This is a genomic window from Janthinobacterium sp. GW821-FHT03C08 (assembly GCF_059420905.1).
In genome coordinates this window covers 94,209-108,140 of record NZ_JBWKUP010000009.1, presented here as the reverse complement: position 1 = coordinate 108,140, position 13,932 = coordinate 94,209, and the positions used below count along the sequence as shown (strand labels likewise).

General features: G+C 62.9%; 14 protein-coding genes. 3 read left to right on the top strand and 11 right to left on the bottom strand.

The features are described 5' to 3' along the window. Positions 1-129 precede the first annotated feature (129 nt). The 3 genes from AC07VL_RS14505 to AC07VL_RS14495 are packed head-to-tail and all read right to left on the bottom strand — an operon-like array spanning position 130 to position 2,131. Positions 130-402: a hypothetical protein gene (locus AC07VL_RS14505; protein ID WP_494806494.1), complete on the bottom strand. Its 273-nt coding sequence runs from the start codon at positions 400-402 to the stop codon at positions 130-132. A gap of 19 nt (positions 403-421) precedes the next feature. Continuing rightward, positions 422-1,663, bottom strand: coding sequence for an extracellular catalytic domain type 1 short-chain-length polyhydroxyalkanoate depolymerase (locus tag AC07VL_RS14500; RefSeq protein ID WP_494806493.1), 1,242 nt, complete (start codon positions 1,661-1,663; stop codon positions 422-424). A 54-nt stretch (positions 1,664-1,717) separates the two neighbouring features. Then, on the bottom strand, positions 1,718-2,131 hold the full coding sequence (locus tag AC07VL_RS14495) for a CopG family transcriptional regulator (protein ID WP_290602010.1): 414 nt from the start codon (positions 2,129-2,131) through the stop codon (positions 1,718-1,720). Between the two features lie 279 nt (positions 2,132-2,410). Between AC07VL_RS14495 and AC07VL_RS14490 the strand changes: the two genes are divergently transcribed. The 3 genes from AC07VL_RS14490 to AC07VL_RS14480 all read left to right on the top strand — a co-directional run bounded on the left by AC07VL_RS14490 (position 2,411) and on the right by AC07VL_RS14480 (position 4,622). Continuing rightward, on the top strand, positions 2,411-2,638 hold the full coding sequence (locus AC07VL_RS14490; RefSeq protein ID WP_494806492.1) for a DUF1289 domain-containing protein: 228 nt from the start codon (positions 2,411-2,413) through the stop codon (positions 2,636-2,638). Positions 2,639-2,646: 8 nt separating this feature from the next. Beyond that, positions 2,647-3,570: an MBL fold metallo-hydrolase gene (locus tag AC07VL_RS14485; protein WP_494806491.1), complete on the top strand. Its 924-nt coding sequence runs from the start codon at positions 2,647-2,649 to the stop codon at positions 3,568-3,570. Between the two features lie 98 nt (positions 3,571-3,668). Further along, on the top strand, positions 3,669-4,622 hold the full coding sequence (locus tag AC07VL_RS14480) for an NAD(P)H-dependent flavin oxidoreductase (RefSeq protein ID WP_494806490.1): 954 nt from the start codon (positions 3,669-3,671) through the stop codon (positions 4,620-4,622). A 36-nt stretch (positions 4,623-4,658) separates the two neighbouring features. Here the strand turns inward: AC07VL_RS14480 and AC07VL_RS14475 are convergent, their stop codons facing one another. The 8 genes from AC07VL_RS14475 to AC07VL_RS14440 form a co-directional block, all read right to left on the bottom strand. Further along, the gene (locus AC07VL_RS14475; protein ID WP_290602017.1) at positions 4,659-5,240 is read right to left on the bottom strand and encodes a hypoxanthine-guanine phosphoribosyltransferase; all 582 of its coding nucleotides are present in this window, start codon (positions 5,238-5,240) and stop codon (positions 4,659-4,661) included. Positions 5,241-5,303: 63 nt separating this feature from the next. Then, positions 5,304-6,560, bottom strand: a complete 1,257-nt coding sequence (locus tag AC07VL_RS14470) for a phenylacetate--CoA ligase family protein (protein ID WP_494806642.1) — start codon at positions 6,558-6,560, stop codon at positions 5,304-5,306. Between the two features lie 90 nt (positions 6,561-6,650). Continuing rightward, a complete protein-coding gene (locus AC07VL_RS14465; protein ID WP_494806489.1) occupies positions 6,651-7,496 on the bottom strand; it encodes an ABC transporter ATP-binding protein in 846 nt (281 codons plus the stop codon). Between the two features lie 70 nt (positions 7,497-7,566). Next, the gene (locus tag AC07VL_RS14460) at positions 7,567-8,886 is read right to left on the bottom strand and encodes an ABC transporter substrate-binding protein (RefSeq protein ID WP_290602022.1); all 1,320 of its coding nucleotides are present in this window, start codon (positions 8,884-8,886) and stop codon (positions 7,567-7,569) included. Positions 8,887-8,950: 64 nt separating this feature from the next. Beyond that, complete coding sequence (locus AC07VL_RS14455; RefSeq protein WP_494806488.1) at positions 8,951-10,009, bottom strand: branched-chain amino acid ABC transporter permease; 1,059 nt, start codon at positions 10,007-10,009, stop codon at positions 8,951-8,953. 60 nt (positions 10,010-10,069) lie between these two features. Continuing rightward, positions 10,070-10,966, bottom strand: coding sequence for a branched-chain amino acid ABC transporter permease (locus AC07VL_RS14450; protein ID WP_494806641.1), 897 nt, complete (start codon positions 10,964-10,966; stop codon positions 10,070-10,072). A 25-nt stretch (positions 10,967-10,991) separates the two neighbouring features. After that, entirely contained in the window at positions 10,992-11,807 is an 816-nt protein-coding gene (locus AC07VL_RS14445) for an ABC transporter ATP-binding protein (protein WP_494806487.1), read from the bottom strand. Between the two features lie 14 nt (positions 11,808-11,821). After that, positions 11,822-13,753, bottom strand: coding sequence for an AMP-binding protein (locus AC07VL_RS14440; protein WP_494806486.1), 1,932 nt, complete (start codon positions 13,751-13,753; stop codon positions 11,822-11,824). Positions 13,754-13,932 lie beyond the last annotated feature (179 nt).

Genomic DNA, 13,932 nt, shown 5'->3' with positions numbered 1-13,932 from the left:
AGAAGCGCAGCTGCTTTTTGCATCCGGCGGCTGGCGTCCGGGCCTTTGCCGTCGGTCGCATGACTGCCGCTGTCGCTGCCGCCTGACCAGGCATGGCAGGCGCCGTGCATGCCACGTCCAGATCCGTGCTTAGCTGACGGTCTTGAAGAAGCGCAGCTGCTTTTTGCATCCGGCGGCTGGCGTCCGGGCCTTTGCCGTCGGTCGCATGACTGCCGCTGTCGCTACCGCCTGACCAGGCATGGCTGGCGCCGTGCATGCCACGTCCAGATCAGTGCTTAGCTGACGGTCTTGAAGAAGCGCAGCTGCTTTTTGCATCCGGCGGCTGGCGTCCGGGCCTTTGCCGTCGGTCGCATGACTGCCGCTGTCGCTGCCGCCTGACCAGGCATGGCTGGCGCCGTGCATGCCACGTCCAGATCAGTGCTTAGCTGACGGTCTTGAAGAAGCGCAGCATCTCGCGGCTGGCGTCCGGTCCCTTGCCGTCGGTATAACTGCCACTGTCGCTGCCGCCGGACCAGGCGTGGCCGGCGCCGTGGATGACCCAGTATTCCCCCAGGGGCGAGCCATCCGCCTGGCTGTGCGTGGTGCGCGTGTAGCGGTGGCCATTCGGCACGCTGCCGTCGACGGAGTCGGCCTTGGCAGCCTTGCCGCCCGCCTGGCTGCGCACGCCCTGGGCGATCAGTTCATCGCCATTGCGCAGGTTGACGGTGGTGTCGCGGTCGCCGTGGAAGACGATGATGGGCACGCCGCCGGCAGGCGCCTGGCGCTTCGGATTGGGCATGGCGCCGCCCTTCATGGCCGCCAGCGCCGACGGCAAGTCCTGCGCCGAGGCGAAGGGCAGGCCCGAATGCACGCCCACGGCGGCAAACAGTTCCGGGTACAGGGTGCCGACGATGACGGCCATGGCGCCGCCCGCCGACAGGCCGGCGACGAACACTTCGCGTTCATTGACCGGGTATTCGTCGATGACTTGCTGGGCGATGCCGGCGATCAGCGACGGCTCTCCCTGGTCGCGCTGCTGGTCGAGGGCATTGAACCAGTTCCAGCAGCGCGAGCTGTTGGCACCCTGCGTTTGCGCCGGGTAGACGACAAAACACTCTTTTTCTTCGGCCAGCGCATTCATCTGCGTGCCGGCGGCGAAATCGTCCGGGTTTTGCGTGCAGCCGTGCAGCATGACGACCAGCGGCATGGCCTGGCCATGGTAGCTGCTGGGGATATACAGCTTGTACGCGCGCGTGCCCGCATGGTTACGGTACACGCCGTCGATGAACTGCGCACCGGCCGGTATGTCCACCGGCGTGGCGGCCGGCGTATTGAAGCCGGGCGGGTGGAAGTTCGGCAGTTCGAAGCTGGGCATGTCGAAGCTGTGCTGGCCCAGGCCGGCTGGCACGCCCAGGCGCGCCATGAAATCCTGCGCAAATTCCTGCGCCGCCTGCGCCGGCGTGGCGGGCGTTTCTGGCGCGGCGGCCGGCTGCGGCTGCGCTCCCGCTGCTGGCGGTGGATTAATGTCGCGCATGGGTGGCGGTTGCGTGGCCGCGGCTGGCGGCGTCAGGCCGGCGGCGGAGAGTGCCTGCTGAATGGCTTCGGTGGCGGCGGCAGGACCGCTGCCCATCAGATTACGGGTTGCGGCGCGCATCTGCGCCAACATGTCTTGAGCTAGTTTCATGACCATCCTTAACGGTGCCGCGCATCGGCCGGGTCATCGCCGCGAACCGGTGCGCTAGTGAATTCGCCCTGCGAGCGCCGTCTTGACGACGGTGCTGGCGTGCAGGGCACCTAATACGAAGATCGACTCGATGGTGGCCAGTGCCAGTTCCACGGAGACGTCGCTGGCGATGCTGGCCAGTCCCAGTACCTGGATCTGCAGGCGCTGGCCGGCTGCCTGGATCGCTTCCAGGTCGGCGCGCGAATAATGCTGCATCCCCAATACCAGGCTTTTACGGGCGACGGTTTGTTTCACCACGTCGGCGTGCGTATTGAGTTGATTGCGTATGGCCGTACGGATCAGATCCGTGCGGTTGGAATAAAATCCTTCCTGGACCAGCAGATCGATCTGCCCCAGGTCGATCAAGCCCAGATTGATCGTGATTTTTTCTGATTCCCCAATTTTGGGCTTGTTGTCTTGCTTGGCCATAAGTCTCCAAAAACTCCATGTGGCATCCAATTGCCATCTACATGGATGGTAGTATAGTTCTGAAACATCCCAAGTCAAGCAAGAATTGGCCTGATCAGGCTGTAGGAGGGGCACCCGCAGAATGAAAACGCGGCCTAAAATAAATTTGCGGCAAATGCTTTTTTCATCATATTTTTTATTAAAAAATATAGCTAAAGAAATATTGCAGGGCGATGCGATCGACGCGCCGGCGTCGTTTCGCGGCATAATGCATGCCTGTACAGTCACTGTTGCCGCTCCATGATGGTCGATACCTCGCCTGCTGTTCCCCTTCCCTTGCCGTCGCAGGTACCGTCGCCGTGCGTCAGTCTGTGCAAGATGAACCGCAACAGCGGCTTGTGCGAAGGCTGCCTGCGCACGCTCGACGAGATCATCGCCTGGAGCAAGGCCGACGACGACTTCAAGCGCGCCGTCTGGGCCGAATTGCCGGGCCGCGAATCCCTGCTCGATTTCGAACCCGATTATTGAGGAAGCCCATGCCGCGATCGCCAGCGCTGTTCCCCGATGCGGTCCAGGTATTCGAGCGCGGCTGGCTGTCGTCGAATAACATCCTGTTTCAGGGCCGGGATGACACGGCGCTGATCGACAGCGGTTATGTCACGCACGCGCCGCAAACCCTGGCCCTGTTGCGCCACAGCCTGGCCGGCCGTCCGCTGGACCGCCTCTTCAACACCCATCTGCATTCGGACCATTGCGGCGGCAACGCGCTGCTGCAGGCTACATACGGCTGCCGCACGGCCATTCCCGTCTCGGAAGCGCAGAAGGTGCGCGCCTGGGACGTGGACGCGCTCAGCTTCCAGGCCACGGGCCAGCAATGCCCGCGCTTCGGCTTCGACGCCACCGTCTCGCCTGGCGACACGTTGACGCTGGGCGACATGGCCTGGCAGGCGCTGGGCGCACCGGGCCATGACCCGCACTCGCTGATTTTTTACTGCGCCGAAGAGGGCATCCTCATTTCCGCCGACGCCCTGTGGGAAAACGGCTTCGGCGTGATCTTCCCCGAACTCGATGGCGGTTCGGGCTTTCCTGAAGCGCGCGCCACCCTGGACCTGATCGCCAGCCTCGACGTGCGCGTCGTCATTCCCGGCCATGGGCGGCCATTCGAGGATGCCGCCGGTGCCCTGCAGCGCGCCTATTCGCGCCTCGATTACCTGTCGTCCGACCCCGTGCGCAATGCGCAGAATGCGGTGAAAGTGCTGCTGAAGTTCCTGCTGCTGGAACGCCAGCGCATCGCCGTCGTCGAGGTGCCGGCCCTGCTGCGCGGCATGCCCATCTTCGAGGAAGCCAACCGGCGCTTCCTGCGCCAGGAAGCGGCCGCGCTGGCCGAGTGGGCCATTTCCCAATTGATAAGGGCCACAGCCGCACGTGTCGAGGGTGAGTACTTGCTGAATGAAGGTTGACGCAGCGCCGGATTAAATTCAGCACGATCGTACTTTTTCTGCACTATAATCAGCGTTCAGTGTTTTTTACGTCCGATCAACTTTCCAGCGAGTCCGCCATGGCATTGCCTGTTGCGTTGCAAAACCTTTCCTTACCCGTTATCGCGTCGCCGATGTTCATCGCCAGCGGCCCGGCCCTCGTCGCGGCGCAGTGCAAGGCCGGCATCGTCGGTTCCTTCCCGGCCCTGAATGCGCGTCCCGCCGAGCTGCTTGACACCTGGCTCACCGAGCTACAGGCCGAGCTGGCCGCCTTCCAGGCCGCCAATCCCGATAAAAAAGTGGGGCCGATCGCCGTCAACCAGATCGTGCATCAGTCGAATGACCGCCTGGCGCACGACGTGGCCGTGTGCGTGAAACACCAGATTCCCATCATTATTTCCTCGCTGCGCGCGCCGCCGAAGGAAATGCTCGACGCTATCCACAGCTATGGCGGCATCGTGCTGCATGACGTGATTTCGATCCGCCACGCGAAAAAGGCGCTGGAAGCGGGCGTCGATGGCCTGATCCTGGTAGCCACGGGCGCCGGTGGCCATGCGGGTACCCTGTCGCCGTTCGCGCTGGTGGGCGAAGTGCGCAAATTCTTCGACGGTCCGCTGGCGCTGTCCGGTTCCATCGCCACGGGCGACGCCGTGCTGGCCGCGCAAGCCATGGGCGCGGACTTCGCCTATATCGGCTCGCGCTGGCTGGCGACCAAGGAATCGAACGTCAGCGACGGCTACCGCGACGCCATCGTCGAATCCGCGGCCTCGGACATCGTCTACACCAACCTGTTTACTGGCGTGCACGGCAATTATCTGAAGAAATCGATCGTCGCGGCCGGACTCGATCCGGAAGCCTTGCCCGAAGCGGACAAGAGTTCGATGAATTTCGGCTCGGGCAGCGCCAAGGCCTGGCGCGACATATGGGGTGCGGGCCAGGGCGTGGGCTTGATGGATGACGTGCCGAGCGTGGCAGAGATGGTGGCGCGCCTGAAGGCCGAATATGAGGCGGCGCGCGCGCGCCTGAAGCTGTAAACGTAAATGCCGGGGTCTGGCCCCGGCATGTCGTTATCACTCCTGCTTCAGATCCTCGGGCTTGATGGCCCATAGGCCCGGCAGGTTGCGCCAGTAGCCATAGGCGTCCATGCCGAAGCCGACGACGAAGCGGTTCGGGATGACCAAACCGACGATATCGGCTTGTACAGGTTTCTTCTTGCCGATGGCCTTGTCCGCAAACACGGCCAGGATCACTTCGGAGGCGCCCATGTCCAGCAGGCGCTGCTTGACGTGCGCCAGGGTTTCGCCTTCGTCCAGGATATCGTCGAGCACGATCACGGTGCGGCCCGATACATTCGAGCGGGGGATGACTTTCCACACCACTTCGCCGCCCTTGTCGTCGTCGCCGTAGCGGCTGACGTGGATGTAGTCGAATTCGAGCGGGAAGCTCAGTTGCGGCAGCAGGTTGCCCGTAAACACGACGGCGCCGCCCATCACGCCCAGCACCAGCGGGAACTCTTTCGAGTCGTCGGCGTTGAAGCGCGTGTTGAGCACATCGGCCATGCGCGTGATCGACGCCTGCACGGTATCTTGGTCGAACAGCAGCTCCGCGTTCTTGATCAGGTCACGGGCACGGTTGTGATGAAATTCTTGCATGGACTCTTGCATGGCGATGAATGGGGCTGATGATGAATGCGGGTATTATCCCGCAAATCGGCCTTATTTGTAATCGCGCATGTCGTCGATGATTTTCCCATCCTGCGCCAGGCTGCCCACGGCCACCAGCACGACGTCTCCCCGCAGCTTGGTCAGTTCGCGTATCGACCCGATGATGGCCTCCGTGCCGCTGGCGTCATGGGGATCGTCGACTTCGCAATGCAAAGTCATCTCGTCGTTGGCCATGCGCCCGGACACCACCAGCCGTGCCTTCCTGATCTGCGGATGGCGGCGCGCGATCTCATGTACCTGCGACGGGTGCACGAACATGGCGCGCACCTTGGTGGTCTGGTCGGCGCGCCCCATCCAGCCCTTGATGCGCGTATTCGTACGCCCGCATGGCGAATCCGGCGCGCCCGTCAGCACGGCCGACAAGTCTCCCGTGGCAAAGCGGATCAGCGGATAGTCGGCATTGAAGACAGTGACGACGACCTCGCCCACTTCGCCCGGCGCGACGGGCGTGCCGCTGCCCGGATGGACGATTTCCAGCAGCACGTTCTCGTCGATGACCATGCCCGGATTGAGCTTGCCATTGCTCGCCGTTTCATAGGCGATGCTGCCGATGTCGGCCGAGGCATAGGTTTGGAACACATGCGGCACGCCGTTCTCGGCAAACCAGTTGCGCAGGGATTCAGGCAAGGCTTCGGCGCCCATCACGGCCTTGGTGACGCTGCTGATGTCGGCGCCCATCTCGCGCGCCTTCTCGATGATCAGTTTCAGGAATGACGGCGTGCCGATATACGTGTCCGGCTTCAGATCCATCATCGCTTGCACCTGCATTTCCGTCTGGCCGATGCCGGCCGGGATGACGGTACAGCCGATGCGCGCGGCACCGCCTTCGACCATGAAGGCGGCCGGCGTGAAGTGGTAAGAAAAACAGTTTTGCAGCAGGCCGCCGGCGCGCACGCCGGCGGCGTACATGGGTCGCGCGAAGCGCCACCAGTCGGGCCCTCGGCCTTCCGGGTCGAAGATGGGACCGGGCGAAACAAACACGCGCGACAGGGCGTTCTTCGGCGTCGTGTTCAAACCGCCGAACGGCAGGGCATCGTGCTGCAATTGCTTGAGGTCGGACTTGCGCGTCACGGGCAGTTGCGCCAGCGCCGCGCGGCTGGTGATGCTGGCCGCGTCGATGCCATCGAGGATGCGGGCCCAGCCCGGCGCACTTTTCGCGCGCGCGATCAGCTGCGGCAGGGCGGCCATCAATTCGCGTTCGCGTGCATCGGGGGCGCGCGTTTCCAGACTGTCGAGCGTATCGGTCATGTCAGTCATTCTCCAATTGTCAGTGCATGTTGATTCGCACGCCTGGCCATCAGGACCGCCGGGCGCGTTGCTGCCAAGGGTTTTGATGGATCAGGCCAGCCAGCGCTTGCGGCGGCGGTAGAACTTCATGTCGCGGAAGCTCTTGCGCCCGGCGCTGGACACGCCCAGGTAAAACTCCTTGACGTCTTCATTGCTGGCCAGTTCCTGGGCTTGCCCTTCCATCACGACCCGTCCGTTTTCCAGGATGTAGCCGAAGTCGGCGTAGCGCAGGGCCACGTTGGTGTTCTGCTCGGCCAGCAGGAACGACACGTTTTCCTTGTGGTTCAGGTCCTTGACGATGCCGAAGATCTCTTCGACGATCTGCGGCGCGATGCCCATCGACGGTTCGTCAAGCAGGATCATCGAGGGCTTGGCCATCAGCGCGCGGCCGATGGCGCACATCTGCTGCTCGCCGCCCGAGGTATAGCCGGCCTGGCTGCTGCGCCGCGTCTTGAGGCGCGGGAAATAGTGGTACACCTTCTCCAGCGCCTCCTTCAATTCGCCACGCGACAGGCTGCGCGTGTAGGCGCCCGTCAGCAGATTTTCCTCGATCGTCAGGTGGCCGAAGCAGTGGCGTCCCTCCATCACCTGCGACAGGCCCCGCTTCACCAGCTCATTCGGCGTTAATTGGTCCACGCGCTCGCCCTTGAACTGGACTTCGCCCTTGGTGACGTCGCCCCGTTCGCCGCGCAGCAGGGTCGAGATGGTCTTCAGGGTGGTCGACTTGCCGGCGCCGTTCGCGCCCAAGAGGGCCACGATCTTGCCCTGCGGCACTTGCAGCGACACGCCTTTCAGGACCAGGATCACGTGGTCGTAGATGACTTCGATATTGTTCACCGACAGGTAGGGCGGCGGTGCCTCCGCCCGGGGTGGCGATTGCGTGGCAGTGTGGGTCATGGCTGCTTCTTAAAAATGTTCAATACGGGACCGGCGCGTGGCGCCGGTCCGGTTCTTCCCGCCTAAGGCATTACTTCATGCATGCCGGCGTGATCTTCTTCTCTTCCGCGTATTTGTTCGACGATTCCTCGACGAGCTTGCGTACCAGGGCCTTGTCGCCGACGATCCACTTCGGCGTGATGGCGGTCCACTTCTTGCCATCCCACTGCTGCACCTTCACGGCGCCCGAACCTTCATGGTCGTCGCAACTGGTTTTCACGGTGGGGAACATGCCCAGCGCGCCCACGGCCTTCTGGCGCGCATCGTCGACGTTCAGGTTTTCCAGGCCCCAGCGCATCTGTTCGCCCGTGATCGGCTTGCCCTTGCCGAATTTTTCCTGCGCCGTGCGGATCGCTTCCACCCACAGGATGCCGGCCGTCACGCCACGCATGTGGTAGACGGAACCGATGCGCGACTGGTCGGCCAGGTTGCCCTTGCCGGATGCGTAGAGCTTCTTGCGGATATCGTCCAGCACGGGGTAGTTGCCCGGCGTGTTGAACGTCATCGCCGTGTAGCCCTTGGCCGCGTCGCCCGATGGAATCGTGTCTTCCTCGGAGCCGGCCCACCAGACGCCCAGCATCTTGTCGCGCGGGAAGCCGTTGCGCTGCGCCGTCTTGATGGCCACGGAATTCATCACGCCCCAGCCCCACAGGATCACGTGGTCCGGCTTGGCCTGGCGGATCTGCAGCCATTGCGACTGCTGTTCGCTGCCTGGCGGCGCGACGGGAATTTTCACCAGTTCAAAGCCGTACTGTTTCGACAGCGCTTCGAGCACGGGCAGCGGCTCCTTGCCGAAGGCCGAATCGTGGTACAGGTGGACGATTTTTTTCCCTTTCAGCTTGTCCATGCCGCCATCCTTGTCGCCCAGGTACTTGATCATGGCGGCGGCCTGGCTCCAGTAGCTGGAGATCAGCGGATAGACATACGGGAAGACCTTGCCGTTGGCGGCGTCCGAGCGGCCGTAGCCGATCATCGTCATGGGGATCTTGTCCTGTGCCACGCGGTCGAGGATGCCGTAGGCGACGCCCGTGGACAGGGTTTCCACCAGGGTGGCGCCGCCCTGCTTGGTTTTCAGGCGCTCATAGCACTCGACGCCGCGCGACGGGTTGTACTCGGTTTCGCACTCTTCCCAGCTGATCTTCACGCCATTCACGCCGCCGGCCTGGTTGACCAGGTTGAAGTAGTCGATGATGCCGCCGTAGAAGCCGGAACCGCCGGCCGCGTACGGGCCCACGCGGTAGGACGGCAGGGCGATGTACTGTTCCTTGTCCTGCGCTTGCGCGCTGCCGGCCATGGTGAGTGCGGCACTGGCGATGGCGGCGGCCAGCATGAGCGATTGGATGTGTTTCATTGTGTCTCCTCTTGTTTTATTTGGTTTTCAACAGAACCGACATCTGACTGCAAGGTACAAATTCTTAATGCGGGAAAGGCCACAAACGCAGTTTCTCTTTCGCGATCTGCCACAGCCTGGCCAGGCCATGCGGCTCGACGATCAGGAAGAAGATGATCAGCGCGCCGAACACCATCAATTCCAGGTTCGACGCCACGCTGGTGGGCAGTGCCAGGCCATGCGCGATGGTGTTCAGGAAGACGGGCAGCAGCACGATGAAGGCCGCGCCGAGGAAGGAACCGAGGATCGAACCGACGCCGCCGATGATGATCATGAACAGGATGCGGAAGGACAGGTCCAGGTTGTACGCTTCCGGTTCCACCGTGCCCAGGTAGGCGTACGCATACAGGGCGCCGGCCACGCCGCAGTAGAACGAGCTGACGGCAAACGCCAGCAGCTTGGTGCGCATCAGGCGGAAACCGATCACCTCGGCCGCCATGTCCATGTCGCGCACGGCCATCCACGAGCGGCCCACGTTCGAGCGGATCATGTTCTTGGCCAGCAGCGCCATGCCGGCCACGATGGCCAGCACCAGCAGGTATTTGCTTTGCGGCGTGTCGAACTGATAGCCGAGGATGCTCATCTTCTGCACCGTGATCACGCCCGAGGAACTGTGGTTGGTCAGGTAGGGGATCTTGGTCAGGCACCAGACGACGAAGAACTGCGTCGCCAGCGTGGACGCGGCCAGGTAGAAGCCGCGGATGCGCAATGACGGCAGGCCGAAGGCGATGCCCACCATGGCCGCGCACAGGCCGCAGAGGATGAATGACACGAGCAGCGGCAAGCCGGGCAGGCGCGCCATGAAGTTATACGAAGCGAACGCGCCGACGGCCATGAAGGCGGCCGTGCCCAGCGACAGCTGGCCCGCGTAGCCCGTCAGGATGTTCAGGCCCAGCGCCGCCAGGGCGAAGATCAGGAAGGGAATCAGGATCGCCGACAGCATGTAGGGCGAGGCGAAAGATGGCAGGAGGAAGACGGCGACGAGCAGCGTGGCCGTCAGCGCCAGGCGGTCTTGCCGGATCGGGAAGATCTGGTTGTCACCCTGGTAGCTGGTCTTGAATTGTCCTGCTTCACGGTAAATCATGGCGTGTCCTTTGCGGTGGAGCGATTGCGTTGTGCGTGGTATGCGTAGTGCGGCGCGGCGTCAGATGCGCCGGATGATGCGTTCGCCGAACAGGCCCTCCGGGCGCACCAGCAGGAACAGCAGGGCCAGCACGTACGGGAACCAGCCTTCGATGCCGCCGCCCACCATCGGGCCGAGGTAGACTTCGGCCAGCTTTTCCGACGCGCCGATGATCAGGCCACCGACGATGGCGCCGGGCACCGAGGTAAAGCCGCCGAGGATCAGCACGGGCAGCGCTTTCAAGGCGATGAAGGTGAGGGCGAACTGCACCCCGTTGCGCGCGCCCCACAGCAGGCCGGCCACCATGGCCACCAGGCCCGCCACGCCCCACACCACGGCCCAGATGCGCTGCAGCGGAATGCCCACGGCCAGCGCCGCCTGGTGGTCGTCGGCGACGGCGCGCAGGGCGCGCCCCACCTTGGTCTTCGAGAACAGCAGGGCCAGGCAAATCACCAGCAGGGCGCAGATGCCGGCCGCCACCACGTCGAACTGCGAGACGATGATGTTGAAATGGTCCATCAGGAAGGGCATCGGCACGTCTTCGATGGGCAGGTCCAGCTTGTGCACCTGCGAGCCCCACATCAGCTGCGCCAGGCCTTCGATGAAGAAGGTCAGGCCGATGGTGGCCATGAAGAGCGTGATCTCGGGCTGGTTGACGAGGGGCCGCAGGACCACTTTTTCAATCGCCATGCCCAGAACGATCATGGTGACCATCGTCAGCGGGATGGCCAGCCACAAGGACAGGCCGAATTTGTCCATGATGCCGACGCAGGTGAGGGCGGCGAAGAACACCATCGCGCCCTGCGCGAAGTTGAACACGCCCGAGGCCTTGTAGATCAGGACGAAGCCGATCGCCACCAGCGCGTACATGACACCCGACAGCAGGCCGCCGATCAGCACTTCAAAGAAAAAATTGATATTCATTACTATCCCTTGTCTGGTGCTAGTGCGCGACACCCAAATACGCGTTGATGACATCCTGGTTGCTGCGCACCTCGTCGGGCGTGCCGTCGCCGATCTTCCTGCCGTAGTCGAGCACCACCACGCGGTCGGAGATATCCATCACCACGCCCATGTCGTGCTCGATCAGCACGATGGTCGTGCCCAGTTGGTCGTTGACGTCGAGGATGAAGCGGCACATGTCCTGTTTTTCTTCCACGTTCATGCCGGCCATCGGTTCGTCCAGCAGCAGGATTTCCGGTTCGGCCGCCAGCGCGCGACCCAGCTCCACGCGCTTTTGCAAGCCGTAGGGCAGGCGTCCCACGGGCGTCTTGCGGATGGCCTGGATTTCCAGGAAGTCGATGATTTCCTCGGCCTTCTTGCGGTGTTCGATTTCCTCGCGCCGCGCGGGTCCCCAGTACAGGGCCTGCAGCAGGAAATTCGACTTCATTTTGAGGTTGCGCCCCGTCATGATGTTGTCGAGCACCGTCATGCCCTTGAACAGGGCGATGTTCTGGAAGGTGCGCGCGATGCCGGACTTGGCGGCCGCGTAGCAATCCATGCCGCGCCGGTGTTCGCCCCGATAGATGATTTCGCCCTGCTGCGGGTGGTACACGCCGTTGATCACGTTGAGCATCGAGCTTTTGCCCGCGCCGTTCGGGCCGATGATGGCGCGGATCTCATGCTGTTTGACGTCAAAGGAGATATCGGTCAGCGCCTTCACGCCGCCGAACGAGAGCGAGATGTTCTTCAGGTCGAGGATCACGGGGCCGGTCTTGCGCGCCGTGCCGAAATGGGCGTCGGGTTCGTTCATTTGCATCGTGCTGTGCTCCATCATGCGGCCAGGCCCAGGGCCGGATACGTTTTGCTGTCCCAGATCTGCAGGTCGGCGCTGGTCGAACCTATGCGGCCATCCTCGAACTTCACCTGGGTCTCGATGTACTGCGTTGCCTTGCCCTCATACAGGGCGGCAATGAGCACCGCGTACTTTTCGGCGATGAATTTGCGGCGCACCTTGCGCGTGCGCGTCAGTTCATCGTCATCGGGATCGAGTTCCTTGTGCAGTACCAGGAAGCGGTGCACCTGCGTGCGGTCCATCAGCGGGTCGGCCGCCAGTTCCGCGTTCATTTGCTCGATGCAGTCGCGGATCAGGCCATACGTTTCGGCGCGGGCGGCCAGGTCGGTGTAGCCGGAATAGGCGATGCCGCGCCGTTCGGACCAGTTGCCCACGGCTTCGATGTCGATGTTGATGAAGGCGCACACCTGGTCGCGTGCATGGCCGAAGGCCACCACCTCCTTGATGAAGGGGAAGAACTTGAGCTTGTTTTCGATGTAGTTGGGCGCGAAGATGGCGCCGCAATTCATCTTGCCAACATCGGCCGCGCGGTCGATGATTTTCAGGTGGCCTTCGCCGTCGAACACCCCGGCGTCGCCCGTATGGAAATAGCCGTCGCTGTCGATCACTTCGGCGGTGGCATCGGGACGCTTGAAGTAGCCGCTCATGGTGGCCGGCGACTTCACCAGCACTTCGCCATTGGCCGCCAGCTTGACTTCCACGCCCGGCGCGGGCAAGCCTACGCTGTCGAACTTGATATTGCCGTCCGGTTGCAGGCACACATAGGCGCAGGTTTCGGTGGAGCCGTACAGCTGCTTGAGGTTGACGCCGATGGAACGGTAGAAGCGGAACAGGTCGGGGCCGATGGCGGCACCGGCCGTGTAGGCGACGCGCACGCGCGTCAGCCCCAGCACGTTTTTCAAGGGACCGTAGACGAGGACTTCACCGAGCTTGTAGCTGAGGCGATCGGCCAGCGGCACGGGCTTGCCATCCAAGATTTGCGCGCCGCAGCGCTTGGCCACGTCCATGAAATGGCTGAACATGCGGCGCTTGATGCTGCTCGCGTCTTCCATGCGTATCATCACGCTGGTGAGCATGTTCTCGAACACGCGTGGCGGCGCAAAGTAGCAGGTGGGGCCGATTTCGCGCATGTCGATCATCACGGTGTCGCCCGATTCGGGGCAGTTGACGGTGAAGCCGGCCACCATGGCCTGCGCCAGCGAAAACAGGCAGTCGCCTACCCACGCCATGGGCAGGTAGGAGAGGATGTCTTCATCGTCGGTGAGCTTGTCGAAGGCAACGCAGCCTTCGCCCGCGGCCAGCAGCGCCGCGTGGCTCTGGCACACGCCCTTCGGCTTGCCCGTGGTGCCCGAGGTGTACAGGATGACGGCCGAATCGCTGCCTAGGCCAGCCTCCACGGACGCCTCAAAAAAACCGGGGTGTTCGCGGTCGTAGCTGCGGCCCAGCGCCTGCAGGGCGGCGAAGGACAGCAGTTCCGGCTGGCGGTAGTGGCGCATGCCACGCTCGTCGTCATAGGCGATATGGGCCATGTGCGGATACAGCGCTTTCAGTTCGAGCAGCTTGTCGACCTGCTCCTGGTCTTCGACGATGGCGTACTGGATCTGCGCATCCTGCAGCACGTAGGCCATGTCGGCGGCCGGCGCGTCCTGGTACAGCGGCACGGGCACGCCGCCCAGGCTTTGCGCGGCCAGCATGGCCCAGTACAAGCGGGGGCGGTTGTCGCCGATGATGGCCAGGTTCATGCCGCGCCGAAAGCCGATGGCGGCCAGGCCGCAGGCCAGTGCGCGCACTTCGTCATTCACCTCGGACCAGGTCCAGGTCTGCCAGATACCCAGGTATTTTTCGCGAAAGGCGGGCTTGTCTGATCGTACTGTCCCGTGTTGCAATAAGCGCCGCGGAAAAGTCGGCATTGCTGCTGTGGTATGTGTCTGCACCAGTGTCTCCCTGTTGCTTGTCTCAGGCCCCACCTCGTTGGATGGCGCTCTGTGTTTTTTATGTGTAAGGCGTTTGTGCAATGATAGTAGCTTGCGTTAGTTTGCCGAGTTGTCTTTTCGGGGACATTTACCCACTTTTCGATGGTGCATCGCAC

What these genes read in the sequence shown, in the direction of transcription:
- AC07VL_RS14505 (WP_494806494.1), bottom strand. Translation starts at nt 402, where the DNA reads ATGCACGGCGCCAGCCATGCCTGGTCAGGCGGCAGCGACAGCGGCAGT.
- AC07VL_RS14500 (WP_494806493.1), bottom strand. Translation starts at nt 1,663, where the DNA reads ATGAAACTAGCTCAAGACATGTTGGCGCAGATGCGCGCCGCAACCCGT.
- AC07VL_RS14495 (WP_290602010.1), bottom strand. Translation starts at nt 2,131, where the DNA reads ATGGCCAAGCAAGACAACAAGCCCAAAATTGGGGAATCAGAAAAAATC.
- AC07VL_RS14490 (WP_494806492.1), top strand. Translation starts at nt 2,411, where the DNA reads ATGATGGTCGATACCTCGCCTGCTGTTCCCCTTCCCTTGCCGTCGCAG.
- AC07VL_RS14485 (WP_494806491.1), top strand. Translation starts at nt 2,647, where the DNA reads ATGCCGCGATCGCCAGCGCTGTTCCCCGATGCGGTCCAGGTATTCGAG.
- AC07VL_RS14480 (WP_494806490.1), top strand. Translation starts at nt 3,669, where the DNA reads ATGGCATTGCCTGTTGCGTTGCAAAACCTTTCCTTACCCGTTATCGCG.
- AC07VL_RS14475 (WP_290602017.1), bottom strand. Translation starts at nt 5,240, where the DNA reads ATGCAAGAATTTCATCACAACCGTGCCCGTGACCTGATCAAGAACGCG.
- AC07VL_RS14470 (WP_494806642.1), bottom strand. Translation starts at nt 6,560, where the DNA reads ATGACCGATACGCTCGACAGTCTGGAAACGCGCGCCCCCGATGCACGC.
- AC07VL_RS14465 (WP_494806489.1), bottom strand. Translation starts at nt 7,496, where the DNA reads ATGACCCACACTGCCACGCAATCGCCACCCCGGGCGGAGGCACCGCCG.
- AC07VL_RS14460 (WP_290602022.1), bottom strand. Translation starts at nt 8,886, where the DNA reads ATGAAACACATCCAATCGCTCATGCTGGCCGCCGCCATCGCCAGTGCC.
- AC07VL_RS14455 (WP_494806488.1), bottom strand. Translation starts at nt 10,009, where the DNA reads ATGATTTACCGTGAAGCAGGACAATTCAAGACCAGCTACCAGGGTGAC.
- AC07VL_RS14445 (WP_494806487.1), bottom strand. Translation starts at nt 11,807, where the DNA reads ATGCAAATGAACGAACCCGACGCCCATTTCGGCACGGCGCGCAAGACC.
- AC07VL_RS14440 (WP_494806486.1), bottom strand. Translation starts at nt 13,753, where the DNA reads ATGCCGACTTTTCCGCGGCGCTTATTGCAACACGGGACAGTACGATCA.